Genomic DNA, 26,098 nt, shown 5'->3' with positions numbered 1-26,098 from the left:
TCTCCCGGATCTTCTCCACGGCATACTCTCTTACCGGAGGTTCCTCGTTATCCGCTCAGTTAAGAACCAGGAGGAAAGTTCTAGCCGGTTACGTCGGCGTGATCTCGATGGTCTCGCTGTCTCGAATCCGAACGGTGTACCCACTGTATGTGAAACTAATCTGAATGTCGTCGTTGGTCTGCCCTGAGACAATAGTATCAAGGGCGTCCGGGTCGATTCGGTTGTACAACGGTGGGAGACTGGTTTCCGTTACGGATTCTTTAGCTGCTATAGCGGTCACAATCGCTTCACTCGGTGATTCGTACTGGTTTGTCCAAAAGACAGTTTCTGTCTCGTTCCACTCCAGACTCATTGTTCTTTGTATGAACACACTCCCGTATCAGCATATACTCTATCAGACTAGCAAACTCAGACAACAGGTGCTATCTATCTAGATGCTGGGTCGTTCCCCCTTCGCTAAACAACTGTTCTAGAAGCTTCCGGATAGCTACCCGAAGGTGGTGGCTGAACGTCGGCTGTGATATATCGAGTGTATCGGCTATCTCTTGACCGGTCTTGTCACGGGGTGATTGATAGAATCCGCTATAAAAGGCTGCGAGCAGGACTTCGAATTGGCGGGGGGTCAGCTGTGCTGTCAATTCTGAGTGGAACGACTCACGAGTTTGAACACCACGTTCCCGCTTGTGGCGGCCCACGAGTTCGATGTCCGGACATGAACGCCGTAATTCAGCTACGAGCTGGCGAATGTCGACCGTCTGTGGGACCTCAAGCTGAATCTCCAGAGTCTTCCCGTCAGATTGGATTAATTGCGGGGCTCCTCCTTGTTCGGCGACTGTCAGTGCGAGCTGTGTACCCGACACTGTTGCTTCGAACAAACTCGTGTCTTCTGTGTCAGTTAAACACTCTAATCGCTCAATCCGTGGAAGAGTGTCCAAACACGCTTGTAGGTCATCTGGTGGAGCGTCAGTGCTGAAAAACACGATACAGCTGGTATCTCCCTGTGGGACGATACCCTCGAATGTGATTTCTGTATCGACGACGTCCGCAATCCGATGAATGATATCGTCGGATTCCGTTGCTTCTAGCTGGAGTTCGACAGCCCGGTCCGCGACGAGCCCCTGCTTCGTCTCAATACTGTTGATGGCGTATCCGACCGTTTCACTCACCTCCTCGAGTACTGACTGTGTCGGCAGATCGAAAACGTCCGGCGTTTTCGCGTACACAGTCAGGATGCCGTAGGAGAGTTGCTGATAGCTGAGCGGAATGCTGACGACTGACTGGAACCCACGTTCCAGTAGCCGCCGTTGCCACCCTTTTCCCCTGAGTCCGTCCGCGATGTTGTTGTTCAGCGTCTGTTCGTTAGTCCGGGCTGTCTGGACTGCTGGTGGAGGCGGTGTCTCATTAGAGGGCGTGCGCGATTCCTCCAGAAAGCCACGGTCGGTCCCTGCCCACGTCCGTGGCGTGACTCGGTCGGTATCGGATTCGTATTCCCCGATCCACGCAAACGAACAGATGTCGGACGCGACCAACTGGTCACACACCGCTTGCTCTATTTCTGAGCGACTGTCTGCCCTGAGCACTCGCTCGTGAATTTTCTGACTCAGCTCTGTCAACCGATTCATCTGCTCGAGCTGAACCGTCTGTTGCTCCAGGTCGCGCTGCCTGTCTTCGAGTTCTGTCTCGTATGTCAGCCTATCGAACGCCGTTCGAATCGTCGCCCCCAGGAGTTCGGTAATTCGACGGGTCTGGGTATCGAACTCGCCGCCGATCGTGTCGCCCGCTCGAAGCACTCCGTGGTCGCCCAGCGGGACAAACACGGCCTTTCCGCCAGTCATCGTGTCCTCGCCCGCTTTCGAGGTCGAGTTTCCGTCGCAAACGATAGTTTCCTCGGTGAAAAAGGCCGAACTCACGAAGCTATCACCGTCTGCTGGGATAGCTTGTTGCTCCTCGGTCTCCGTGGTCGAAAGCGGGCGAAAGGTGTTCGTATCGCTGTCGAACGCGTACAGCACGACCTCAGGGAGACCGATGATATCACGGGTCCGCGAGACGACAATTTGAGCGGCTTCCTCCTCTGAAGTCACACCCAAGAGATCTGTCGCCGTTTCGTACAACTGTGTAAAACCCATCTCAGCCCGCTGCGTCTGTAGTTCGTTTCCGATCCACTTGCTCAGAAGGTCTACGAGTGTCACGTCCCAGTCCGAGAACTCTGATCCGCCCGTTCCGGACCCATAGAAACAGAGTGTCCCGTATATGCTCCCACCCACAGTGAGTGGCGTTCCGAGATACCGATTGACTTCGTCATCCCATATCTGATCTCGGTCAGCGTCGCCGCATTCGGCATCGACGTCTGTCATCACGACCGTCTCCTCGTTCGCGATAGCTTTCGCACAGGGGGTTTCCGACAACGGAACCGTTCCGCCTGAAAAAATCGTTTCGTCGGGTGTCTGGAGCACTTCGAAATCGTATTCCATCCCGTTGACGCGAGAGAGTGTCGCGTACTCGGTTCCAAGCACGCTGCGACCGACTTGCATGAGATCCGCTATCTGTTCCCGGAGCGCCCCGTCCCGCGATGTGAACACTTCGGTAATTGTTCGCAGAACTTCTTCCCGCATTTCGAGTTCGGCACGCGTTGCGGTTGAATGGAGGCCATCGGCGACAATCTCCGCAAGCTCTGTCAGCACTGCCTGCTCCGCCTCGTCGAACGCGAAAGGCGTGTCCGCGTATATCGAAATCACACTCTGTACTGATCCCGTGTACTGGATCGGGAGAACGATCATCGACCGGAACCCGTACTCCGATGCGAGTTCGTGCCAGGGCTGGACAGACGATCCAGTCCGGATATCTGACGCTACTTGATGTTCACCGGTTTCGATCGCGTGACCGAACGGCCCGTCATCGAAAACTGAGCGGCCGTAGCGGGAGAGCATCGCTTCGACGTATTCGAGTGCGTCGCCACCGCCCGCGGTGGGGACGATATCGCCTGCCTCGTTTTTTTCGCCGATCCAGGCGAACTGGTAGGCATCCGAACTGGTCAGGATTTCACAGACAGCCTCTTTGATTTCCTCGGCTGTTGACGCCCTCAGCACTTGGCGATTTATTTCCCTGAATAGTGAATTAATCCGCGATAGTCGCGCTGTTTCTCGGCGGAATCGGTGTGATTCCACCGCGTTCTCTATCCTGTTTGTGAGCACCGCGTACTGCTCTGGCCCGCCGCCCTTGACGAAGTAATCGGTGACGCCGGCTGAAACCGCTTCGCTGGCGAGTTTTTCGCTTCCTTGGCCTGTCAACAGGATAAATGGGAGGTCTCCGTTAGACTGTCGCACCGTTTCTACGAATTCAATCCCGTCTGCTTCGGGCATCTCGTAGTCACTGACGATACAGTCGATCGACTCGGAATCGAAGTAGCTGAGCGCATCCTCGACGCTTGCGGCCTCGATGACCTCGATACGGTCGTTCTCGTGTTCCAGCAGTTCCGCCGTCGTCCGCCGGAACTCTCCGTAGTCATCGACTAACAGCACCTTGATTTTCGAGGCTGCCGTTCCACTATCCGTTGGTGCCGGTCCAGTCTCACCGGCCAACTTCCGCATACTACACTACTTACGCGACAGTCCGTATAAACGTTTGACTTGGTCCCAACGCTGTATGGTTCTACGTCTGTTAGCAGTAACGCTTCTCGCGAGGAATTCGGTCTGCTCTCCAAATTAGTAGATAGCTCATATTTTAGAATGTATGCGGATGCTGCGCCCTCTGCAATAATATATCTCCTATTTTACAGGAATGTTACATATATTGGAAATTTGTGTGTTTTGAAATACACTTTTTAGTTACACTATTCTACAGATGTGATACGTTTTGAAACGCCCATTATCGAAGATTTGCCTAGAAACTCGACTTTAGTTCTGCGTGTGATCATCGTAGAATAGTACATTTGAAATATCGGGTGACAATACAAATATCTCAAGTATCGTAAATATGATAGTATGTTCGTTTTACAAATACACTCTCTGTTCAACCCTGTTGTCCATTTCTAAAGAACACGCTTAGGGTGTATATTGTACAGGCCACACCTACACTGTGCGTACCCCGGCCGTCAAAAACTATTACTGAGCAGGCCGAAAAAACCGGACAATGGCTGTTGACTCCGGTTGCAAAGTAGACGCGGTTATCGACAAGTACGGGTTGGCATCAACAGACCCAGTCTACGACACCCTTGATGATGGCCTGCTCGCACGCTGGACGGGCGCTGATGACCGAACCGAAATGGGGTATCGGTCGCTGACAGCGTGGTTCAACAAACGGCTGCTTAAACAAGTCTATACTGAACACGGGCGTGAAACCCTTGACACGCGTGTAGACAGCGATTACGACACGTTGCGTGGCGACGACGACTTGCGACGGGATGAACTCATCGAGCGACTGCAAGCTACGGGTATCCCGGGAGCGTCGCTTCACGACGATATGGTGTCGTGGGGAACGATGCGAACGCACCTCAACGACTGTTTAGACGGTGAAAAAGAGCCCAGGAAGGCGACAACTAACTGGGAGCAGGAGAGCGTGGCAACGGCCAAAACGGTCGTCGAACGGAAGGCCGAAACGGCACTGTCCTCGCTCGCGAAGAAGGGTGATATCGACGGCGGTGACACCGCGGAGATAGAGGCCCAGATACAACTCGGATGCCCGGACTGTCCGACCCGTGTTCCGTTCGACGTTGCACTCGAACGTGGGTACGTCTGCAAGCAACACCGGAGCGCGAACTTGTCAACACACAATTCATGACCTGGGACATCGAAATCGAACGAATCGCGGGTATCCTTGACGGGTCGGCGACGGTAGAGCCGGGATTGAACGTCGTCCGTGGCTCGAACTGGCAGGGGAAATCGAGCTTCATCGAATCCATCAAGACGGCCCTTGGCACCTCCACTGAACTGACTGAAGGGGCAGACAGCGGTGCGGTGCATCTCGAAACGCCAACCGGTGTCTACGACGTGACGCTTACCCGAGAGAACGGTACCGTAGTCCGGCACGGCGAGCCGTACCTCAGCGATGAGTACGACGTGATCCGCGCTGAACTGTTCGCGTGTTTGGACGAGCGTAACGAAGTCCGTCGCGCTGTCCGGACAGGAGAAAACCTCGAGGACGTACTGTTACGGCCGCTCGACTTCCAGAACATCGACTCGCAGATCGAGACGTTACAGCGGGAGCGCGAACAGATCGAAACGGAACTCACGCAGGCGCGCGAGGCGAAAAAGCGGATTCCCAGCGTTCAGGAGAAAGTGACACGACTGGAAAACGAGATCGAAGACCTGCGGGCCAAACGCGAGACGATCGACAGTGAGGCAGGAAGCGACGACAGTTCGGAGTCGGTCCGCCGCAAACTCAGCCAGGCTCGGACTGAACAGAACCAGGCGAAAAACCGCGTCGAACGACTCGAGCAAAGTATCGAGCGGACGGAACAGCGTCTCTCGGAGCGCCAGGACGCTCTCGACGCTCTCGAAATACCGGAGTACAATGATGTTGCGGACAAACTCTCGGAGGCCCGCGAGAGCCTCTCGCAAGTGGAGCGAGACGCCGAGGTACTCCAGTCCGTGTACTCGGCCACCGAGATGGTACTCAGCGAGGATCGGCTTGACCTGCTTACCGAGGTGGAGCGCGATATCGACGGTGACACCGTCGCCTGTTGGACGTGCGGCAGTGAGACGACACGGGCGGACTTGGCTGACCAACTGGACGCGCTCGGGAACGAACTCACGGCGCTTCGGGCCCAGAAGGAGACCTACCGAGATACTGTCGAGGAACTGGAAACACAGCGCGAGGAGATCAGCCAGGCCCGCCGTCGAAAGGCCGATCTAGAGGAAGACATCGCTGAGCTAGAGGCGACGCTGGCCGACCGGAAACAGAGCCTCGACGCAGCCAGAAACAGGCTCGAACAGGCCCAGGCGGACGTGGAGCAGCTTTCCGACCACGTTGATGCGGCCGTGGCGGAGCTTTCGGACGTCGAAAGTGAGATCAAGTACCGCGAGGCCGAACTCGAAGACACCGCCGACGAACTGGCTCACCTCGAAACGAGAGCGGCCCGCGTCGACACGCTCGAAACCGACCTCGAATCCGTCCGTGACGACCTCGCTGAACTTCGAAACCGGAAAGACCGAATCAAGCGTGAGGCACGGGAAGCGTTCGACACCGCGATGCAGGATATCCTCTCCCGATTCGGGACGGGGTTCGAAACGGCTCGACTCACCGCTGACTTCGATATTGTGGTCGCCCGCGACGGCCAGGAAGCGAGCTTAGATGCCCTCAGCGAGGGTGAACTCGAACTCATCGGCTTTGTGGCAGCGCTGGCCGGTCGGCAGTCGTTCGATGTCGACGACGCTGTCCCGCTCTTGCTCGTCGACGGCCTAGGCGGCCTCGACGACGACAATCTCCACACCCTGATCGAGTACCTGCAGCAGGGCACGGAGTATCTGGTATTTACTGCGTACCCGGAGTACACCGCGTTTGACGGACGCGAGATCGACCCGACCCAGTGGACCGTTGCGAACGAGAAAGAGGCCTCGGCTGACTGATAGCGACTGAACTTGAGTGTCCCCGTCACTGACGCCGATACCCTTAGCTGCAGGTCTCTGGTGTCTGATAATGGAACAATCGGATAGGTATAAGTTCACTTTTAGGACAATAATACAGAAATACTATTAGCAAAGCCGGCTTTTTCAAATCAGATGGCAAATATCCGGGTCAAGGATTGGACGAAAGATAAATTGAGGAAAATACGGGATGCCGAGTCACACTCATCGTATGATTCAGTCGTCAAAACACTACTAAAAGACCGTAAAATTGCGAAGTACGCGGACGACGCCTCCGATACCGTGACTGGCGAGTCCGTCCAGTCACAGGACGCTGACATCGACAAGCCGTTCGACGATCTGACTGTGCTGGCGGAACTGACTGGCAACCACGACGACGTGTTGTTCCTGTGGTGTCCGAACTGCGGGAACGAACTCGTCCACCTCACGGTCGAGCGGCCGCTTGGCTGCTCCGTGTTTGAGATGGAGTGCCAGCGGTGTCTCACCCATCTCGACAGCCAGGCCATCGTCGCTATCGAACTGCAGTATCCAATCGAGCAGAAGATGATCGAGGGACAGCTTCAGGCGGATCTCAAAGCCTGCGTGATAGATTACTGGGACCGGACGTTGCGGGCGGCTAACGGCACCCTCGACACGGAGGCTCCCGCCGCCCGTCTCGTGTGGCAGTTCGATCAGTACCACGAACAGTTCGCCTGGGACTGGCCGACTGATGTCCCGACTGTCAGTTTTGTCCCCGGTGTCACGTATCGCAACACCGTGACTGACGAGCGAATCGAAGCCGTCGAAGCTGTCACCGAGAACCGGAACGCGATGGATGCGTACACAGTCAGACGCTACACTGCAGACGGCGATGTCGTCTCGGACCAGCTAGACAGCAGTGCAATCGTTGACCGGATCGTCAACCGGGAACTTGTCGTCGCCGAACAGGCCGTTGAATCGACCAAACCCAAGACGTGATGATCATGATGCCAACCGTCTTGGGTTATTTCTGGTGAACGTGGTCAGCCTTTCAGAACACGGTTTGGCGTGCCGAGATGAGCGGTGGAGTATATTTTCGCTCTGAAAGCGCCGTTTCCCTCTCAGCAAAGATTTAAGGACTGGACGATATTCCGGGCGTAGTGAATTGTATGCCGGGTTACAGCCACAAGAATATTGTGATATTGGGTAAATGCCCGGATATAGTTTTGGATAACTGAAGATAATATATAAGGTGTATCGAGGCTACCGAAGACACTCATGACGTTTGTCGACAACAGTTATACCACACCAGTGACCTACGTTGTAGTATGATTAGGCTGGTTGGATGCGTGCGTTTCGGTAGTCGCATCTCCGAGCGTGCCTTGGGTAGCGCGGGAGGAGAGTGTCCGTGAGTAAAGCGACGCACCCTCACACGCTCAAACTCCCGCGTGAGGACCACGGATTGGCGACGTCGAAGGCAGCGACCAGACGGATACAGGGCATTCTTCCGGTGTTCTTGGAGAACAGGATCACGGAGGCGGAAGCTAACGGACTGGTCGTTCCGCTCGACGGCAGCATCGAATCGACAGTTGCGGCGGCGCTGGCTGTCGACGGCATCGGAGCCGACTACGTGACCGGACTGGTGATGCCGGTACAGCTAAGCGACGAGGGGCCTGCTCGGACGGCTGAAACCGTCGCGTCGCTGCTTGATATCGACTGTCACCGGCTCAATCTGCAGCCAGTGCTGACGGCGTTCCAGCGAGTCGTCGGTGAGACCGGTGGGCCGACCGACGACCTCGTGGCGATGCAAAACGCCGGCGAACGCTTCCGGATGGCGTGTAAGTACTACGTCGCAAACACCAGGAACGAACTCGTTGTAGGGACTGTCTCCCGGACTGACCGACTGCTGGGCTCCGTTGCGAAACACGGCGAGAACGGCGTGGACCTGTCGCTGTTTGGCGACCTCTATAGAACTGAGATCGAGGCCCTGGCTGATGCACTTGCGGTTCCATCGGACCTCCTCGACCAGTCACCCCATCCAATGGAGCACACTGGGGCAACTGATGCGGCGGAACTGGGTATCGACCAGCGAGACCTCGACAGCGTCCTCCACTTCGCGATTGATAGAGGCTGTTCCGCGTCGGTGGTTGCCGACAAGGTCGGCGTCAGCGAATCTGTCGTTGAGCGTACGGTTCAGTGGTGTGCCAGTACGCGCCACAAGCGACACACGCCACCAAAGCCATCGATGGATAACTGACACTGTCGGCTGTTCGTCTGTGGCGTATTTCGCCACCCCTGGGGAGTCACAAATCTCTCGCAAGAGGGACAGCCAACAGTACGAGCCAAACGTGGTATTTCTGTGAGCAAAGCAGTTAACAGCCACACTCCGCGATTCTCACACCCATGCAGGCCGACCCTCAGGAGATAATCGACATCGGCGACAGGCTACTGTCGGAGTACCCCGAACTGTTTACTGAGCAGTACGAGACAAACACTCGTCTCGTTCAGCGACTCGCCAGCGTGGATTCGTTTCGTACCCAAACCAGACTCACCAGATACATCACCCATCAAAAACGGACACGGAACGGCTCGGAAAGATGAGGCCACTGCGAAGCACACGCGACACACGGAGTGCCACACGTCTGTGGCCGGGTTGTCTGCACTCGGCGGTCGTCCCGATATGAGGACCTTCTTTATGTAGAGACCGTCTTGCAGGACGTATGCTACTCACTGGGACTGTCGTTGCGGATTCTGAGACCGTTCTGCAGGACGGGGCGGTCGTCGTCTCCGGGGACCGTATCGAGGCTGTGGGTTCACGTGCCGAACTCGAATCGCAGTACGCCGACCACGAACACCAGTCCTACGACGTGCTGTTGCCGGGACTCGTCGGCGGCCACATCCACTCCGTACAGAGCCTTGGCCGTGGCATCGCCGACGACACGGAACTGCTCGACTGGCTATTCGACTACATTCTGCCGATGGAGGCCTCCTTGACCGCCGAGGAGATGGAAGTCGCGGCGAAACTGGGCTATCTGGAGATGATCGAAAGCGGGACTACGACCTGTATCGACCACCTCTCGGTCGCCCACGCGGACCGCGCCTTCGAAGCGGCGGGCGAGATCGGTATCCGTGGCGTGCTCGGCAAGGTGCTGATGGACCAGCGCTCGCCGGATGGGCTGCTGGAGGATACGCAGGCTGCACTGGAGGAGTCCGAGCGACTCATTCAGCAGTATCACGGTGCCTACAACGACCGGATTCGGTACGCTGTCACCCCGCGATTCGCCGTCTCCTGTAGCGAGGCCTGTCTCCGGGGAGTGCGCGAACTCGTGGACAAATACGATGGCGTCCGCATCCACACCCACGCCAGTGAGAACCAGAGCGAAATCGAGACGGTCAAAGAGGATACTGGGATGCGCAACATCCACTGGCTCGACGAGGTGGGTCTCACCGGCGAGGACGTCGTCCTTGCGCACTGCGTCTGGACCGACGAGAGCGAGCGCGAAGTCCTCGCAGAAACGGGGACGCACGTCACCCACTGCCCGTCCTCGAACATGAAACTCGCCAGCGGCATCGCGCCGATCTGGGACTACCGTGACCGCGGTATCAACGTCGCCATCGGCAACGACGGACCGCCCTGTAACAACACGCTCGACGCGTTCACCGAGATGCGACAGGCGAGCCTCCTCCAGAAGGTCGACCAGCTAGACCCGACGGTGACGCCGGCGGCCGAAATCTTCGAGATGGCGACGCGAAACGGTGCGAAAGCCGCCGGTTTCGAGAAGCTTGGGGCGATTCGGGAGGGGTGGCGCGCCGACATCGTCGGTCTGGATACGGACCTTACGCGGGCAACGCCGCTGCACGACGTGCTCTCCCATCTGGTGTTTGCGGCCCACGGCGACGACGTCCGCTTCACGATGGTCGACGGGAACGTGCTCATGGAACACGGCGAGGTAACCACCATCGACGCCGACGCCGTGCGTGAAGAGGCCTCGACTATGGGGCTTGAGATGGACCTCGAAGACGAACGCAAGTCCGCACAGGAACAGAAGCCCTGAGTGGCCCTTGGCGGTGCCCTTACTCGCTCGTCGCGATTGCTTCGATTTCGACTCCCACGCCCTTTGGCAGGCTTGCGACCTCGACCGCACTCCGGGCCGGCGGCTTGTCGTCGAAAAAGCCGGCGTACGTGTCGTTCATCGACTCGAAATCGTCGATGTCGTCCAGATAGACGGTCACTTTCAACACGTCGCTCATCTCCAGTCCCTCCGAAGCTAGCACCGCTTCGACGTTCGATAGCGCCTGTTCCGCCTGCGTCGCTATCGGTTCGTCGTCCAGCAGGTCGCCGTCTGGCGTCATCGGAATCTGGCCCGCGGTGAACACGAGCGAGCCGTTTGTCGTCGCCTGGCTGTACGCGCCGACCGCATCGGGTGCATCGGCCGTGCTGATGGTCCGTTTCATCAGTCGAGTGTTCCACCATCAGTGTCTTAAATTTACAGGCTGTCGCGGCGGTCCGCGAACTCGGCGAGGTCAGCATCGGTATCGATATCCCAGTGGACGCCGGGGTCCTCGACCTCGATGAACGCTGTCCGCTCGGTGGTCTCGATGATATCCCGACCGCCGCGGTCGCCGGAGACTGAGGCGAGCGAATCGAAGTGGCAGCCGTCGAATAGCACGGGGTTGCCCCGCGTCCCCTCGTGTTCGGGAACGACGACGGTTGCCGTCCCTGTACGGTACGCTTCGATAAGCACCTCGATAGTTTCGGGCCGGACGAAGGGCATATCGCCCAGCAGGAACAGGGCGGCGTCCCAGCCGGATTCCTGTGCATAGTCGACTCCATGTCGAACCGACGCACTCTGGCCGGTCGCGTAATCGTCGTTATGACGAAGCGAAACTGAGAGCCCCTCCAGTGCCTCAGCGACGGCCACGCCCTCGTACCCGAGGACGGCGACAAGGTCCGACAGCGATGACTCGCAAGCGGTTTCGGCTACCTGTCGGACGACTGCCCTTCCGCCGATGGTCGCCAGTAGTTTGTTACCCGGATCGTACCGTGAACTCCGCCCAGCGGCGAGGATGACGCCGCCGACTTCGGTCCGGTGCTGCCCGCTCATCGTGGGCCTCGTTTCACGACGATACTGAGTAGTTCACCGACGTTCGTCACCGCTGGGCCTCCTGCACATCCGTCGCAGCGACGACCTCACAGATCTCCGACGTGAAAGACGTAATCACGCCCCGAGAACACCGCTCTGTCTGCGACAGTGCGTGGCTGAGCACGTCTCTGGCGGTACACCGCTGTGATTCGGTATCCGCTTTGTTGACTAGCGGTATCACAGACGCCTCGGCTGGCGCGTTTCGGAGCCCACCCTCAGGATGTGTGAGCACTGTCCCGACAGCCTCCGCCGTAATGGTGTCGCCCACATCGAGGTCTGAGATGTCCGCTACCCGCTCCGGCCGGTGGACCACGTCCGTCGTCAGCACTTCACCGACGGCGGCGACCGAGGCGACCGGAACGACGTGGCTCGCTGTCCCCGGGACGACCGGTTCCCCATCACCGGGCGCTTTGAACTCCCGCTTGCGGGCGCCGTCAGCCTTGACGAGCAGCCAGTCGAACAGTCCGACCTCGGATAGCTGTGACACCATGTCCGCCTCGAACCCACGAACTTTCCGGTCGACTCGCGCCGGATCGGCTACCTCCTCGCGAGCGAAGGCAACTGGCAGTTCGTGTGCGTGAAGGTCGGCCCGCCACTCGTCCGGGCCAGTGAGCGTCAGCGGCAGGTCAGGCGGCGGTGGCATCGCTGTCGTTGTCGTGTAACCCACGTCGTACCCCCTGTCGGTCCCTTCGGCGGTCAACTGTCCCATCGCAGTTTTCTTCCCACCGGCCCCGACAAAGGCGACGGCGGCGCTAGAACCCAGGCCCAGCGCACCAGCCAGATGCATACGGTCGCTCCACGGGAGGCACAGAAATAGCTTACCGGGGCAACGGACGTGTGTCGCCGACAGCGTTTTTGTGACTTAGTAACACACGTATCCGTATGCCCCGCGTAGACGTTCGTGGTGAAATCTGTCCCCGGCCGGCGCTCATTGTCCGACAGGCGCTTTCAGACCTCGACCCTGGGGAGACGCTCGTCGTTCGAGGTGATTACCCACCGGCCGAAGAGAACCTTCGGCGGATGTGTACGACTCACGGCATCGACGTGACGACCGCGGAGACCGCCGGCGAGTCCGATGAGTTCGAACTCGAACTCCAGGTGACCGAGATGGCGTCGCTATCGGAGGCCTGAGTGTGAGGACCGATACAGAGATTGATCGAGACGACGAGACGGCTTGCCTGACGGAGTACACGGAACTCCACGGCTGTTCCTGCAAAGTCGGCCAGAGCGACCTCGATTCGCTGCTCGCCGATGCCGGCCTCACGGGTGACAGCGACGCGCTGTTGTTCGGCATCGGTGAGGACGCCGCTGCCCGGAAACTCACTGACGACCTCGCGCTGGTCTCGACGGTGGACTTCTTCACGCCTATCGTCGATGACCCGTACGACTTCGGCCGTATAGCCGCCTGTAACGCCGCCAGCGATGCGTTCGCCACGGGGGCGGTCGAGAACGTCGCCTGTCTGGTCGTCCTCGGCCTCCCACGAGAACTGACCGACAGCGCGTCGCCGATCCTCGCCGGCATGGCCGACGCGCTGGACGCGATGGACGGCGTCATCGCCGGCGGCCACACCATCATGAGTCCGTGGCCGTTCGCCGGCGGTGCCATCTCGGCGACAGCACGGCCAGACGCCCTGCTCACTTCGCAGGGAGCCAGCCCCGGCGACCGGCTTTACCTGACCAAACCGCTCGGGACACAGCCGGCTATGGGAGCGACTCGCGTGACTGACGAGCAGTTCGTCGGGACGGTCCGCGAGGCCGCTGACCGCCCGCTCGGCCGGATTGCGTCCGAGGCCGTCGGGTGGATGACGACGCCGAACCGGGACGCTGCGCTCGCATGCCGCGAATACGCGACCGCCGCGACCGACATCACCGGCTTCGGCCTCGCCGGGCAGAGCCGCGTGGTGGCCGCCCGCTCGGACGTCGGTATCGAACTGACACACCTTCCGGTCATCGCGGGAACGCCCGCCCTCTCGACGCTTTTCGGATACGGGCTAACTGATGGAGAGAGCGCTGAGACCAGCGGCGGCCTGTTCGTCTCCGTCCCGCCGGCTGCGACCGATGTCGTCGAATCGGCGTTCGACGACGCCGGCGTGTTCTACCGAGCTATCGGGCGTGTTACGGCTGGACGCGGCGTCACGCTCGACGACCCGACCATCGAAGAAGTTCGTCGCTAACGACGATTAGGGATGTTCTACCGCAATCGAAGCGTCGCCTCCAGCACACCACCACCGAGACACAGCGCCTTGTCGGAGATCTTCGCTGGGTCGACGGACTCACCGCGGGGGTCGACGTCGCCGAGCTTTGTGCCCTCGCTGACGCCGAGGCCGCCGTGGACCAGACCGCGAACCAGCCCGTCTATCTCGGTCTCGACCGGCCGGTCGTCGACGGTGCCGACCACGTCGCCGGCTGTGACACTGTCACCGATAGCGACTGCTGGGGACCAGTTACCATCGACCGGCGCGCGAAGCACCCGTTCGTGGGTGTAGCCGCGCCGTTCTCCGGGCTCGCCGTCGTACTCGCTTGCCGTTCCGTCGTAGAACACGCGGCCGAGTTCGTGCCCGCGGTCCGTCTCGACGACCGCGTCCACGTCCTCTCCGGCCTCGAAACCCGGCCCCATCCCGACAACCACGTCGGCGTCCCTCCGACGCGTGCCGGTGTCGAACTTCCCTTTCGCCATAATGGCATCGACCAGTACTGTAGCGTCGAGTTCGTCGGCGACGGTCGCTTCGGAGTCGACGAGTATCGGAACGACATCCTCGGCGAGCAGTTCGAGTGCCTCGTCGATATCCGCTGCTGCTCGGCCAGTGACCCCTTCAACCGTCACCTCGTCCTCGTACAGCGCCGCCCCGAAAGCGACTGCTCGCCGGACCACCGTCGGCTGTTCGACTTCGGTGACGATGACCGGGAAGCCGGCCTGCTGGAGCCGGTAGACGACACCGCTGCCGAGGTCGCCGCCGCCACGGACGACGACGAGATTTTCGAGGTTTAGCCGCGTCGCCCGCTCGCCGGTCGTGTCGTGGCGGTCCATGCTGACTTCGGCGAGAATCGATAGCGCGACGGCGGCCGGGCCGCTCCCGCCGAGGTCGAGCCCCACCGGCGTCCGGATCCGGCTGAGGTCCCGACGGGCGTACCCCGACTCGGCCAGCGAGTCGAGGACGTGGTCGGCCTTCGTCTCGCTGGCGACGAGGCCGACGTAGCCAGCCTCGCCGTCCAGCGCCGCGGCGACAGCATCCTGGTCGAACGTCCCGCTCCGCGTCGCGACGGCCACGGCTGTCTCGGTCCCCATCGGCAGGTCGCCGAGCGCTTCGTCGTAGTCGTCGTGAATCACGTCGGTGTCGTCGGGGAACTGCCCCGGGTCGGCGTACGCCTCGCGGTCGTCGACCACGGTGACGGCGTAGCCCAGTCGCTCTGCCAGCGGAGCAAGCTCCATGCTGATGTGGCCGCCGCCGGCGATGTAGAGCCGCGCCTGCCCGCGAACGCGGTCGATGAACACGTCCATCTCGCCGCCACAGACCATACCCGTGTTGCCGCCGCGTTCGAGTTTGTACGTCCGGACGCCGGGATCGTCGGCTCCCGAAAGCACTGATCGGGCGTCCTGGACGGCGAGGTGTTCGACCGTGCCGCCACCGATGGTCCCGTACTCCTCGTCGGCGGTGACGACCATCTTGTCCCCCACATCCCGCGGTGCGCTGCCGTCCTTGCGGACGATAGTCAGGAGCGCCGCCGGCTCTCCCTGTGCGGCCAGTTCGTCGAGCTGTTCGAACAGGCTCATACGAAGCTCTTTACCTCCTGTTCGACGAGGCTCTCGACTACGGCGTCGTAGGATATCCGGTCGATATCCGACGGTAGCGTGACGCCACGCACGTCGACGTCCCTCGCGACTGCGGAGACGGGTGCGTCGACGTCCGGTGCGAGGTAGACGCCGTCCTGAATCAGGACGATACGCGCCTCGGGGTCCTCAGCGGCGGTTCGTAGTCCGACCTCGGCCATCGGCTTGTCGATGAGATACAGCATTGTCAGAAGTCCAGTGTCCGGTCGGCGTCGCGGATGCGGGCGGTAACGCGGTCGTCCGACCAGACTGTTACGTCGTCAGCGATCTCGCGCTCGGCGACGCCGCGCTCGGCCATCGCCGCCCCGTCCGCGACCATCTGTCCGTCCTGTTCCGCCAAGTCGGCGACGTGTCCGCTCATGTTGAGCGCCTCGCGGTCGACAGCGTCCCGAGCGCCGTACACGCCGTCCTGGGTGAATATCACGGTCACGTCGTGCATATCGAAGCCAGCCGCGACGCCGCGGGCGGCACGCAGCCCCTCCGGGATGTGGACTCGTCCGTACGGAGCGCGGGTGAGTAAGACGACGACGTCTCGCTTCATAGCGAAACCACCCGGTCGGCCTCGCCGATGATGTCCGCGAGGTCCGGAAGCAGCCCGACTTCGACGCCCTCGGGGTAGTCGGCCGGCGCATCGATTCCCCGCGCGTCGACACAGAGTCCACAGCAGATGACTTCGGCACCATCCGCGATAAGCTCCTGAAACTTCTCTGTGGGCATCTCGTCGTACAGTCCGCTGTCCGAACAGCCGGGGAGGGTCTGGTCGGCGACGGGGACCAGCGCGCCGTCGAGGTAGTGGAAGTAGCTCACCTCGTGGCCCCGGTCCAGCGCCGCTCGCCCCAGCTCGTAGGCGGTGCGCCACCGCTCGCTGTCGAAGGGACCGCCTGTCAGCAGAAACCCGATGTACGCCATACTGTCGAAATTTTGCCGACCTGCTCTTAATAGTTTGCTCGACACAACAAAAAACACTCCATGTGTGATATTAATCGGACGAAAACTGTTCGAAACCAACTCACTCATCGCCAGCAGACTGCTCGTGGAGTGCCGCCGTCACGTCCTCCGCAGTGAACGGTAGGTCGGTCAGCCGAACGCCGACGGCGTCGCGGATGGCGTTCGAGAGCGCCGGCGGGACACCGTTCGTCGGGAGTTCCGCGATAGACTTCGCGCCGAACGGACCCGTAGGCTCGTGGGTTTCGACGAGGATGGTCTCCATCTCAGGGTGGTCCGTCGTCCGTGGCATCCCGTACTGGCGGAAGCCGAGCACTTCCGGGTTGCCGTCCTCGTCGAAGGTGAGGTCGCCGCTGGTGGCGTATTCGAGGCTCATGTGCTCGCCGCCCTCGATCTGCCCCTCTACCAGCGCGGGGTTGATGGCGACGCCGCAGTCGGCCGCAAACACCAGCTTGTTGAGTTCGTACTCGCCGGTCTCCGTATCGACGGTCACGTCGACGAACTGCGCGCCGTAGGGCGGCGGGCTCTCGTCGGTCGAGTGGTTCCCGTCTCCGAGGATGTGTTCGCGCTCGTCATCGCCGTAGGTCGCTTCGTAGCCGATCTCCTCCAGCGAGACTCGGTTTCCGCTCCGCTCGCTGTACACGCCGCCGTCGCCGGTGTCGAGCACGTCCGGCGGCTCGTCGAGCAGTTTCGACCCCCACTCCAGCAGCCGCTCTTTGGCGTCTTCGGCGGCGTTCTTGACCGCGCGGCCGCTGATGTACGTCGTCGAGGAAGCGTACGCACCGTAGTCGAACGGCGTCAGGTCGGTGTCGGCGGCGATGACAACGATATCCTCGGGAGTGCAGCCCAGCACCTCGGCGGCAATCTGGGAGAACATCGTGTCCGCACCTGTGCCGGTGTCGACGCCGCCGACCTGCAGGTGGAAGCTCCCGTCCTCGTTCATCTGCACCTGCGCCGCGCCGAGTTCCTTGCCTGCGACGCCGCTGCCCTGGGCGATGAGCGCCATTCCGACCCCGCGCTTGCGGTGGTCTTCGTCGGGCTGTTCGAGGTCGTCGTAGCCGATAGCCTCCCGTCCGCGTTCGACACATTCGCGGATGCCACACGAGCGGATCTCCCGGGTGAAGCGGTCGCCGTCTTTCAGAATTGCGACGCTCCGGTCGAGGTCGCCCTCTCGCACCGCGTTCTGCAGGCGGAACTCGATGGGGTCGAAGTCGAGGCGGCGGGCCACCTCGTCCATGTGTGCTTCGACGGCGAAGTGCCCCTGTGGCGCGCCGTAGCCCCGCATCGCCGCGCCCATCGGGAGATTCGTGTGTACCACGTCCCCTGAAAAGCGGACGTTCGGGACCCGGGGATAGATGGGGAGCGGCTTCGTCCCGACGTTGTTCGCGACGGTCATACCGTGGGTGCCGTAGGCCCCGGCGTTCGACAGCGTGTAGAGGTCCATCGCCTCGATGTCGCCGTCGTCCGTCACCGCGGTCCGCATCTGCATCCGCATCGGGTGGCGAAAGCGAAGCGCGGTGAACTCCTCCTGACGGCTCATCTCCAGTTTGACCGGTCGGCCGGCCGCGAGGTGCAGCGCGAACGCGATTGGTTCTATCGCCATCTCCTGTTTCGACCCGAATCCCGCGCCGATACGCGGCTTCTTCACCCGCACGTCGCGGATGGGCACGTCGAACAGGTGGGCTATCTGGCGGCGGGTGTGAAAGGGGACCTGTGTCGCCGTGATGAACGTGTGTCGGTCGTCCTCGTCGGTGTAGGCGATGGTCGTGTGGGGTTCCGGGACGCAGTGGGACTGGTACGGCGTTTCCCACTCCGTCTCGATGACGTGCCGCTCCTCGTCGTTGCTGGCCCGTTCGAACGCTGCCTCCACGTCACCGAGCTCCCCCTCGAAGTGTGATTCGAGGTTTCTACTGTAGTCCGCGCCCGACTGCTTGTTCTCCACGTCGTCGGCCTCGAACAGTTGTGGCGCGTCATCGTCGAAAGCCTCCTCGGGGTCGAACACGGCGTCCAGTTCCCGGTATTCGACTTCGATTTTCCGTGCGGCGCGGTCGGCCGTCTCCGGGTCGTCGGCCGCCACGGCGGCGACCGGGTCACCGACGAAGCGGACGTGCTCGCGCAACACTTTCAGGTCCCACGGGCTCGGCTCGGGATAGGACTGGCCCGAACTGGAGTACAGTTTGTGCGGGACCACGTCGTCGAACGGCGTGATGACGGCGTCGACGCCGTCCATCGCCTCGGCGGCGCTCGTGTCGACCGATTCGACGTACCCGTGGGCGATGTCGCTGCGAACTACCTTCCCGTGCGCGAGGTCCGGAAACCGGTCGCGGTAGTCCGCCGTGTAACGGGCCTCTCCGGTCACGATCTTCCGCGCGTCGTCTTTCTCCTCGTCTACGGTAATGGCGTCGCGCTCGGATTCGGGCTTCCGGTCGGGTTCGCGTGCCACGTCCGCCTCTGACTCCTTCTCGGCTTCGGCAGGGGCCGCGTCTTCCACCCCTGTCCTGTCGGGCTGCTCGCTCGTCTCCCGAGCCCGGTCGGAATCGCTCACTGACCGCCCTCCATGCAGTCGCAGTCGTTGACTGCACACTCGGTCGAATTTGCGACCCTCTCGTTGCCTTCGACTGCCTTCCCACCGTCGGCGGCGACTGTCCCGCCGTCCATCCGCTCGGCGGCGTCTAGCACCGCTTCGACGATCTTCTTGTAGCCGGTACACCGACAGAGATTGTCCGACAGCGCTTCCCGGACTTCCTGTTCGGTCGGGTCCGGGTTCGTCTCTAGCAGCGCCGTCGCGCGCATGATCATCCCCGGGATGCAAAACCCACACTGCAACGCGGTGTTGTCGACGAATGCCTGCTGGACCGGGTGCAGGTCGTCCTGTTCGCCCAGCCCTTCGATTGTCTCGATGGACGCGTCCCGCACTTTGGTCACCGGCTCGACGCAGGATTTCACCGGCTCGCCGTCGACGTGCACCGTACAGAAGCCACACGCGCCGGTGTCACACCCCCGCTTCGCTCCGGTGTACCCGTTCCGCCGAAGGACATCGAGAAGCGAATCGGATTTCGAGGCTTCGACCGTTTGTTCCACACCGTTTATTTCCAGTTCGATTTCCATATGGCTCATCAGCTCGGTGGCTATGTCAGCAACGTGACGAACAGAACGGTAAATAGCTATCGCGGATTTGCGATATGCCACGCCGCCACACCGGTTCTGTTGCCGTGACTGTCACAGGTCTCCGAGTCTGGCTTCGCGCTCGTCCAGTTTTGCCTCGATTTTCTCGGCGGTAATCGGCATCTCCCGGATACGGACACCGACGGCGTCCCGGATGGCGTTAGACAGCGCCGGCGGGACCGTGTTGGTCGGGACCTCGGCGACCGATTTCGCACCGAAGGGACCGGTCGGCTCGTGGGTTTCGACCAGAATAGATTCGATGGGCGGCGTCTCGGTCGCCGACGGCAGTCCGTACTCGTCGAAATCAGCTACCTCTGCCCGTCCCTCGTCGTCGAGCGTAATCCCCTCGCTGACGGCCATCTCGTAGCTCATGTGGTTCGCGCCCTCGATCTGTCCTTCTGCCATCCCGGGGTTGATGGCGACGCCGCAGTCGACCGCGACGACCAGTTTGTGCACCTCGAACTCGCCGGTGGTCTCGTCGACCGTCACGTCGGCGAACTGCGCGGCGAACGGCGGGGGACTCTCCTCGGTGCAGTGAGTCCCCTTCCCCAGGATGTGTTCGCGCTCCTCGTCGCCGTACGCCGCCTCGTAGCCGATCTCTTCGAGCGTGACCGAATCACCGCTGGTCTCGCTATACACCGTCCCGCCGCCGGTTTCCAGAGCCTCGACTGGTTCGTCTAGCAGTTTCGATCCCCAGTCGAGAATCCGCTCTTTCGCGTCCTCTGCGGCCTTCTTCACGGCCATACCGCTGATGTACGTTGTCGAGGAGGCGTACGCACCGTAGTCGAAGGGCGTTACGTCTGTATCGGACGATTTGACGATTATGTCGTCCTCGTCACAGCCCAGTACTTCCGCGGCAATCTGGAGGAACGCCGTGTCAGCGCCGGTCCCGATGTCGACGCCGCCGACCTGCAGGTGGAAGCTCCCGTCCTCGTTCATCATTATCTGGGCGGCCCCGAGTTCGTCGCCGGCGACGCCGGTCCCCTGCGCGGACAGCGCCATCCCGACACCGCGGTGCAGGTGGTCGTCGTCGGGCTGTTCGAGGTCGTCGTAGCCGATAGCGTCCTTCCCGCGCTCGATGCACTCGTCGAGGCCGCACGAGCGGATACGGCGGTTCGCCCCCTCACCGCCCATCATCCCCGCAATCTCGTCGAGGTCGCCGACCTCCATGTGGTGCCGTCGCCGGAATTCGATAGGGTCGAGATCGAGATCGCGGGCCACTTCGTCGAGGTGGCCTTCCAGCGCGAGCGTGCCCTGTGGCGCGCCGTATCCCCGCATCGCGCCGGTCTGGGGCGTGTTCGTGTGGACGATATCGGCCTCGAAGCGGGCGTTGGGGACCTTCGAGTACAGCGGCATCGGCTTACTGCCAACGTTGCCCGCGACGGTCATGCCGTGGCTGCCGTACGCGCCGGTGTTCGACAGCGCGTACAGGTCGATGGCTTCGATGTCGCCGTCGTCGGTCACGGCCGTCCGGGCCCGGACTTTCATCGGGTGGCGCGAGCGCATCGCGTAGAACTCCTCTTCGCGGCTGGCTTCGTACAGCACCGGGCGGTCGGTGGCGAGCGACAGCGCGAGTGGAATCGGCTCGACGACCATCGCCTGCTTGCCGCCGAAGCCGCCGCCCACCCGCGGCTTCGTCACGCGAATGTCGCGGATCGGGATATCGAACAGGTGGGCGAGCTGGCGGCGTGTGTGGTTCGGCACCTGCGTGCTGGTGATGAGGACGTGGCGGTCGTCCTCGTCCGTGTAGGCCAGCGAGGTGTGTTTCTCGACGTTGGCGTGGGACTGGCGAATCGTTTCCCATTCGGTCTCGTGGACGTGGGTGTCGCCGTCGAGTGCCGCGTCCACGTCGCCGAGTTCGCCCCCGATGTGAGCCATCCGGTTACGGTCGTAGTCGTGGCCGACAATCTCGTTCTCGACCTCGCCGTCCTCGAACAACTGCGGCGCATCCTCGTCGAAGGCGTCCTCGGGGTCGGTGACGTAGTCGTCCTCCTCGTAGGATACCTCGATAGCCTCGACGGCGGCGGTCGCGGTCGACCGGTCTTCGGCCGCGACAGCGGCAATCGGGTCACCGATGTAACGGACGTGCTCGTTCAGCACGCGCATGTCCCACGGGCTCGGCTCGGGGTAGGACTGCCCGGCACTGGTGTATTTCGTGTCCGGGACCGCGTCGGATTCCGGCGTCAGGACCGCGTCGACGCCGTCCATCGCCTCGGCCGCGCTCGTGTCGATATCGGTTACGCGGCCATGTGGGATTTCGCTCCGGACGACCGCTGCGTATGCGAGGTCCGGATACCGCGCCTCGTAGTCGGCGGTGTACTTCGCCTGCCCGGTGACGAGCTTTCGGTCGTCGTACTTCTCCGTCCGGTGAGAGACGCTGTCGCGCTCGTCGGGGGCCTTGTCGTTGTTGTCGGGTTCGTCCCACTCCAGCGGGTGCTCCTCGTACCGCTCGTCTTCGACGGTCTCTGACTGCGAGGCCGTGCCGCCGTCGGCCTTGGCTGTCTTGTCGTCGTCACTCATCGCACTCACCTCCACAGCAGCCGGTCGACTCGGCTCTGCGCGGGGCCCCATCGACCGACCGGCCGCCGTCCGCTGCCACCGACTCCTCGCCCCGCGTCCTGCCCGCCGCGTCCAGGACGGCTTCGACCGGCTTCTGATAGCCGGTACAGCGACAGACGTTGTCGTCCAGCGCCTCACGGACTTCTCGCTCCGTCGGGTCGGGATTCGAATCCAGCAGCGCCACCGCCTGGATTACCATCCCTGGGATACAGAACCCGCACTGGACGGCGAAGTTGTCGACGAACGCCTGCTGGACCGGGTGCAGGTCGTCCTGTGTTCCGAGCGCTGCGACGGTCTGTATCTCACTCCCGTCGGCGTCCGCCGCGGCCATTCCGCAGGCCATGCGCACCTCGCCGTCGACGAACACCTTCGATGCACCGCAGGCTCCGCCGTCGCAGCCACATTTCACGCCGATGTAGCCGTGTTGTCTCAAAACCGTCGCCAGGTCCTCCGCCGACCCGGCTTCGACTCTCGTTCGCTCGCCGTTGATTGTGAGTTCAATATCCACAGCGTACCCTCCGGTTTTCGGTATGTGCTACGTACACACGCCTGTCAGTGAACAGGTGTGCAACACTCTCTCATATATGTATGCTTCACAGGTGTCTGAACGCAATATTGCCAGACGATATCACGGGCACGGCCCACTACACGGCACTAGGTTGACACAGTCGCGGCAGATGCGCTAGTCAATGTGTGACGTTTGGCAAATCTGTGACACCTATTCTCTGAGAACGGAACTAGTCACTCGGCGGCCTTCGCCAGCACGGCGTTCAGCAGTACCTCTGTCCCGGTGACGATGTCGTCCCACTCGGTGAACTCGCTCTCGCGGTGGCTGATCCCGTCGACGCTCGGGACGAAAATCATGCTCGTCGGGGTTATCTTGTTGAGGTAGTTCGCGTCGTGGCCCGCGCCGCTGACCAGTTGCGTGTACTCACAGCCGACCGTCTCGGCGGCCTCGACGACCGTGTCGATGCAATCCTGGTCGAACGGGTCCGCGTCGACCCGCATTATCTCCTCGATCTCGTATTCGAGCCCTTCGCGCTCGGCCGCGTGGGCGACCTCCTCCCTGATCTGTTGGACGGCCCCGTCGACCACCGCGTCGTCGTACGAGCGGAAATCGAGCGTGAACTCGACCGTCTCGGGGATGACGTTGATGGCGTTCGGCCACACGTCGACGCTGCCGACCGTGCCGACGAGGTCCGTTCCCTCGGTCGCCGTGATCCGTCGGACCGCGCGGGTTACGTCCGCCGTCGCCACGAACGCGTCGTGACGCATATCCATCGGCGTCGGTCCGGCGTGGTTGGCCTGCCCCTCGAAGGTGACGTTCAGCCAGGAAAAGCCGAACACGCCTTCGACAGCGGCGACGGGGATGTCCTGCTGTTCGAGAAACGGCCCCTGCTCGACGTGCATTTCGAAGTAGCAGTGGATGTCGTGCGGTTCGCAGGGAGTCTCGCCTTTGTAGCCGATGCGTTCGAGTTCGGCGCCGAACCGCTTGCCGTCCTTGTCCTCGCGCTCGTACGCGTAGTCGAGGTCGAAGATATCACAGTAGACGCCGCTGCCGAGCATATCCGGCTGAAAACGGACGCCCTCCTCGTTGCTCCAGGCGACGACCTCCAGCGGGCGCTCAGTCGTCACGTCGGCGTCGTTGAACGCCTCGACGACCTCCAGCCCGCCGAGGACGCCCACGACGCCGTCGTAGCGCCCACCGTTGTACTGGCTGTCGATGTGTGATCCGAACAGGACCGGTGCGGCGTCGCTGTCAGTTCCCGCTCGCCGACCGAAGATGTTGCCCATCGTGTCGATACGGACTTTCAGCCCGGCCTCGCGGAACCACTCGACGAGCGTATCACGGGCCGCCTTGTTCTCGTCGGACAGGCTCGGCCTGTTCACCCCGCCCCGTTCTGTCGCGCCGATCTTGTTGAACGTATCGAAGCGCTGTCTGAACCGCTCGCTATCGAGATTGACAGATGGCATTGGGTAGCTGTTCCGCGGTGTCGTATTGAAGATTGGGTCGGGGTAGTGCCACACAGGCTGACAGACATGTGTGGCACGCGCTCGCCCGCCGTCACACACGGTTGAGACCACCGAAAGAGCCAAACGACCGTTCCGCGAGTCGGCAGACATGACCGAACCGAGTGCCGCGTCTATCGCGTTCCGAGACGCGCGGGTGCTGGACGGGAGCGGTCGCCCCTCGTTCACTGCGAGCGTGCGTGTCGCCGACGGCCGAATCGAAACAATCAGCGAGGCCCCCCTCGACGCCGACCGCGTGGTCGACCTCGACGGGTCGTATCTCGCGCCGGGGTTTATCGATATGCACGCGCATTCCGACCTCCGACTGTTCGAGCATCCCGATGCGGAGGAGAAACTGACGCAGGGAATCACGACGGAAGTCCTCGGTCAGGACGGGGTCAGCGTCGCCCCGGTGCCACCGAACCTTACCGACGAATGGGCACAACGGGTCAAATCACTCGACGGCACGCTCGGCGAAACGTGGCCCTGGCACACCGTTGACGGCTACCTCGCGGCGCTCGAATCCGCCGACTCAGCCGTCAACTGTGCGTACTACGCCCCACACGGCAACATCAGGTCGATGCTGGCCGGGTTCGAGGACCGCCCGCTCGGCGGTGAACACGTCGTCGCCGCCGGGCCAGTCACCAGTCGACGGCTGGACAGACCAACGTCCGACCACGACACAGCGCCCGGTGAACTCGACGCCATTCGACAGGAACTCGAAGTGGCACTGGAACAGGGCGCGTTCGGTATGTCAAAGGGGATGATCTACCCGCCGAGTTCGTACGCTCGCGACGACGAACTGGTGGCGCTCGCGGACACCCTCGCCAAGCGTGACTCCTTCATGATTTCCCACGTCTGGAACGAGACGGACCGCGTGGTCGAATCTATCGACCGGTATCTCGACATCTGTCGGCGCGGCGGCTGTCACGCCCATGTCTCCCATCTCAAAGTCGGCGGCCAGCAGAACTGGGGCGATTCAGAGGCCGTGCTCGACCTGTTCGACGACGCTGTCGACCGGGGCCACCGCGTCACCTTCGACCAGTACCCCTACACGGCCGGCTCGACGATGCTCACCGCGCTGTTGCCGCCGTGGGCACGGCGGGGCGATTCGGAGGCCATCCGTCACCGTCTCAACTCCGCGGCAGTTCGGGACCGCATCGCCGCTGACATCTCACAGCCGGGGGACTGGGAGAACCTCGCGTACGCCGCCGGTTCGTGGGATAATATTCTCATAACGCGGACGGGGAGCGGTCGCCACCAGGGTGACACCATAGAGGATATCGCCGCTGAGATGGGCCGTGAGCCGGTTGATGCGATGTGTGACTTGCTCGTCACCGAAGAACTGGACGTGACGATGGCCGACTTCGTGATGGCCGAAGACGACATCGAACGGTTCCTCGCGGACGACCGCGGTACGTTCTGCACGGACGGTATCTTCGGTGGAAAACCCCACCCGCGGGCCATCGGGGCGTTCAGTCGCATCCTCGAACGGTACGTCCGCGAACGGGACGTACTCCCGCCGGAACTGATGGCGTACAAGGCCGCGGGCAACCCGGCTGATATCCTCGGCCTCAGGGACCGCGGATACGTCCGGGAGGGGTACGTCGCGGATCTCGTGGCCTTCGACCTCGATTCGGTGTCGGCGAACGCGACCTACGAGGACCCGTTCCAGTTCTCCGACGGGATGGAGTACGTCCTCGTTGGCGGCGAGGTTGCGGTCCGGGACGGCGAACTGACCGGCGAGCGAAACGGCACGGTGCTTCGGAGCTATGAGGAGTGGGGTGGTGCGTCCCGTCCGGCACTCGACCGTGCTGCTGATGACTAGATGGCCGCCCTGTCGGCACCCGATTGATTGGCCGACTGCTAGCCACCGCTGTGGCAATCCGTGGCTGAAATACGACCGC

23 protein-coding genes are annotated in these 26,098 nt (G+C 61.7%); 9 read left to right on the top strand and 14 right to left on the bottom strand.

The features are described from left to right. Positions 1–88: 88 nt before the first annotated feature. The gene (locus VI340_RS17605; RefSeq protein WP_008312048.1) at positions 89–352 is read right to left on the bottom strand and encodes a HalOD1 output domain-containing protein; all 264 of its coding nucleotides are present in this window, start codon (positions 350–352) and stop codon (positions 89–91) included. A 70-nt stretch (positions 353–422) separates the two neighbouring features. After that, positions 423–3,587, bottom strand: a complete 3,165-nt coding sequence (locus VI340_RS17600; protein ID WP_008312050.1) for a GAF domain-containing protein — start codon at positions 3,585–3,587, stop codon at positions 423–425. 541 nt (positions 3,588–4,128) lie between these two features. On the opposite strand from VI340_RS17600, the gene rdfA reads away from it, so the two are divergent. From rdfA to VI340_RS17570, 6 genes are all read left to right on the top strand, one after another. Further along, positions 4,129–4,776, top strand: coding sequence for a rod-determining factor RdfA (rdfA, locus tag VI340_RS17595; RefSeq protein ID WP_008312051.1), 648 nt, complete (start codon positions 4,129–4,131; stop codon positions 4,774–4,776). Beyond that, positions 4,773–6,563 carry an archaea-specific SMC-related protein gene (locus VI340_RS17590; protein ID WP_008312053.1) on the top strand — a complete coding sequence of 597 codons (1,791 nt, stop codon included), beginning with the start codon at positions 4,773–4,775 and terminating at the stop codon, positions 6,561–6,563. The genes rdfA and VI340_RS17590 overlap by 4 nt, the downstream gene beginning before the upstream one ends. Before the next feature lie 153 nt (positions 6,564–6,716). After that, on the top strand, positions 6,717–7,538 hold the full coding sequence (locus tag VI340_RS17585) for a hypothetical protein (RefSeq protein WP_336358858.1): 822 nt from the start codon (positions 6,717–6,719) through the stop codon (positions 7,536–7,538). Between the two features lie 409 nt (positions 7,539–7,947). Beyond that, positions 7,948–8,796 (top strand): NAD(+) synthase, encoded by an 849-nt coding sequence (nadE, locus tag VI340_RS17580; protein WP_049943033.1) that lies wholly within the window; start codon positions 7,948–7,950, stop codon positions 8,794–8,796. A 146-nt stretch (positions 8,797–8,942) separates the two neighbouring features. After that, positions 8,943–9,140, top strand: coding sequence for a 30S ribosomal protein S17 (locus VI340_RS17575; RefSeq protein WP_129756283.1), 198 nt, complete (start codon positions 8,943–8,945; stop codon positions 9,138–9,140). Between the two features lie 119 nt (positions 9,141–9,259). Continuing rightward, the gene (locus tag VI340_RS17570; protein WP_008312057.1) at positions 9,260–10,594 is read left to right on the top strand and encodes a 5'-deoxyadenosine deaminase; all 1,335 of its coding nucleotides are present in this window, start codon (positions 9,260–9,262) and stop codon (positions 10,592–10,594) included. A 19-nt stretch (positions 10,595–10,613) separates the two neighbouring features. Here the strand turns inward: VI340_RS17570 and VI340_RS17565 are convergent, their stop codons facing one another. The 3 genes from VI340_RS17565 to yqeC are packed head-to-tail and all read right to left on the bottom strand — an operon-like array spanning position 10,614 to position 12,470. After that, entirely contained in the window at positions 10,614–10,994 is a 381-nt protein-coding gene (locus VI340_RS17565; protein ID WP_336358857.1) for a Rid family detoxifying hydrolase, read from the bottom strand. A 32-nt stretch (positions 10,995–11,026) separates the two neighbouring features. Beyond that, positions 11,027–11,644, bottom strand: coding sequence for a nucleotidyltransferase family protein (locus VI340_RS17560; protein ID WP_336330199.1), 618 nt, complete (start codon positions 11,642–11,644; stop codon positions 11,027–11,029). 46 nt (positions 11,645–11,690) lie between these two features. Then, positions 11,691–12,470, bottom strand: coding sequence for a selenium cofactor biosynthesis protein YqeC (gene yqeC, locus VI340_RS17555; protein ID WP_008312063.1), 780 nt, complete (start codon positions 12,468–12,470; stop codon positions 11,691–11,693). Positions 12,471–12,565: 95 nt separating this feature from the next. Here yqeC and VI340_RS17550 point away from each other — a divergent pair, with 95 nt between their 5' ends. Then, entirely contained in the window at positions 12,566–12,814 is a 249-nt protein-coding gene (locus tag VI340_RS17550; protein WP_008312065.1) for a sulfurtransferase TusA family protein, read from the top strand. A 2-nt stretch (positions 12,815–12,816) separates the two neighbouring features. Beyond that, the gene (gene selD / locus VI340_RS17545; RefSeq protein WP_336358856.1) at positions 12,817–13,857 is read left to right on the top strand and encodes a selenide, water dikinase SelD; all 1,041 of its coding nucleotides are present in this window, start codon (positions 12,817–12,819) and stop codon (positions 13,855–13,857) included. Between the two features lie 17 nt (positions 13,858–13,874). Here selD and yqeB read toward each other — a convergent pair whose 3' ends face one another. The 9 genes from yqeB to VI340_RS17500 all read right to left on the bottom strand — a co-directional run bounded on the left by yqeB (position 13,875) and on the right by VI340_RS17500 (position 24,155). Further along, the gene (gene yqeB / locus VI340_RS17540; RefSeq protein WP_336358855.1) at positions 13,875–15,455 is read right to left on the bottom strand and encodes a selenium-dependent molybdenum cofactor biosynthesis protein YqeB; all 1,581 of its coding nucleotides are present in this window, start codon (positions 15,453–15,455) and stop codon (positions 13,875–13,877) included. Continuing rightward, positions 15,452–15,697 (bottom strand): hypothetical protein, encoded by a 246-nt coding sequence (locus VI340_RS17535; RefSeq protein ID WP_008312070.1) that lies wholly within the window; start codon positions 15,695–15,697, stop codon positions 15,452–15,454. The genes yqeB and VI340_RS17535 overlap by 4 nt, the downstream gene beginning before the upstream one ends. Before the next feature lie 2 nt (positions 15,698–15,699). Then, positions 15,700–16,053 carry a DsrE family protein gene (locus VI340_RS17530; RefSeq protein WP_008312072.1) on the bottom strand — a complete coding sequence of 118 codons (354 nt, stop codon included), beginning with the start codon at positions 16,051–16,053 and terminating at the stop codon, positions 15,700–15,702. Continuing rightward, the gene (locus VI340_RS17525; protein WP_008312074.1) at positions 16,050–16,421 is read right to left on the bottom strand and encodes a DsrE/DsrF/TusD sulfur relay family protein; all 372 of its coding nucleotides are present in this window, start codon (positions 16,419–16,421) and stop codon (positions 16,050–16,052) included. Before VI340_RS17525 ends, VI340_RS17530 begins: the two co-directional genes overlap by 4 nt. Before the next feature lie 100 nt (positions 16,422–16,521). Then, positions 16,522–19,002: a xanthine dehydrogenase family protein molybdopterin-binding subunit gene (locus VI340_RS17520; protein ID WP_336358854.1), complete on the bottom strand. Its 2,481-nt coding sequence runs from the start codon at positions 19,000–19,002 to the stop codon at positions 16,522–16,524. Then, on the bottom strand, positions 18,999–19,565 hold the full coding sequence (locus VI340_RS17515; RefSeq protein WP_336358853.1) for a (2Fe-2S)-binding protein: 567 nt from the start codon (positions 19,563–19,565) through the stop codon (positions 18,999–19,001). Before VI340_RS17515 ends, VI340_RS17520 begins: the two co-directional genes overlap by 4 nt. Positions 19,566–19,676: 111 nt before the next feature. Beyond that, positions 19,677–22,142 carry a xanthine dehydrogenase family protein molybdopterin-binding subunit gene (locus VI340_RS17510; RefSeq protein ID WP_336330205.1) on the bottom strand — a complete coding sequence of 822 codons (2,466 nt, stop codon included), beginning with the start codon at positions 22,140–22,142 and terminating at the stop codon, positions 19,677–19,679. Further along, complete coding sequence (locus tag VI340_RS17505) at positions 22,135–22,689, bottom strand: (2Fe-2S)-binding protein (RefSeq protein WP_008312080.1); 555 nt, start codon at positions 22,687–22,689, stop codon at positions 22,135–22,137. Before VI340_RS17505 ends, VI340_RS17510 begins: the two co-directional genes overlap by 8 nt. 233 nt (positions 22,690–22,922) lie before the next feature. Continuing rightward, positions 22,923–24,155 carry a Zn-dependent hydrolase gene (locus tag VI340_RS17500; RefSeq protein ID WP_336358852.1) on the bottom strand — a complete coding sequence of 411 codons (1,233 nt, stop codon included), beginning with the start codon at positions 24,153–24,155 and terminating at the stop codon, positions 22,923–22,925. A 148-nt stretch (positions 24,156–24,303) separates the two neighbouring features. On the opposite strand from VI340_RS17500, the gene VI340_RS17495 reads away from it, so the two are divergent. Continuing rightward, a complete protein-coding gene (locus VI340_RS17495; protein ID WP_336358851.1) occupies positions 24,304–26,019 on the top strand; it encodes an N-acyl-D-amino-acid deacylase family protein in 1,716 nt (571 codons plus the stop codon). The last annotated feature ends 79 nt before the right edge of the window (positions 26,020–26,098 follow it).

This window comes from Haloarcula sp. CGMCC 1.6347 (genome assembly GCF_037078395.1).
GTDB classification, from domain to species: Archaea; Halobacteriota; Halobacteria; order Halobacteriales; family Haloarculaceae; genus Haloarcula; species Haloarcula amylolytica.
This window is presented reverse-complemented; position numbering and strand designations above follow the sequence as displayed.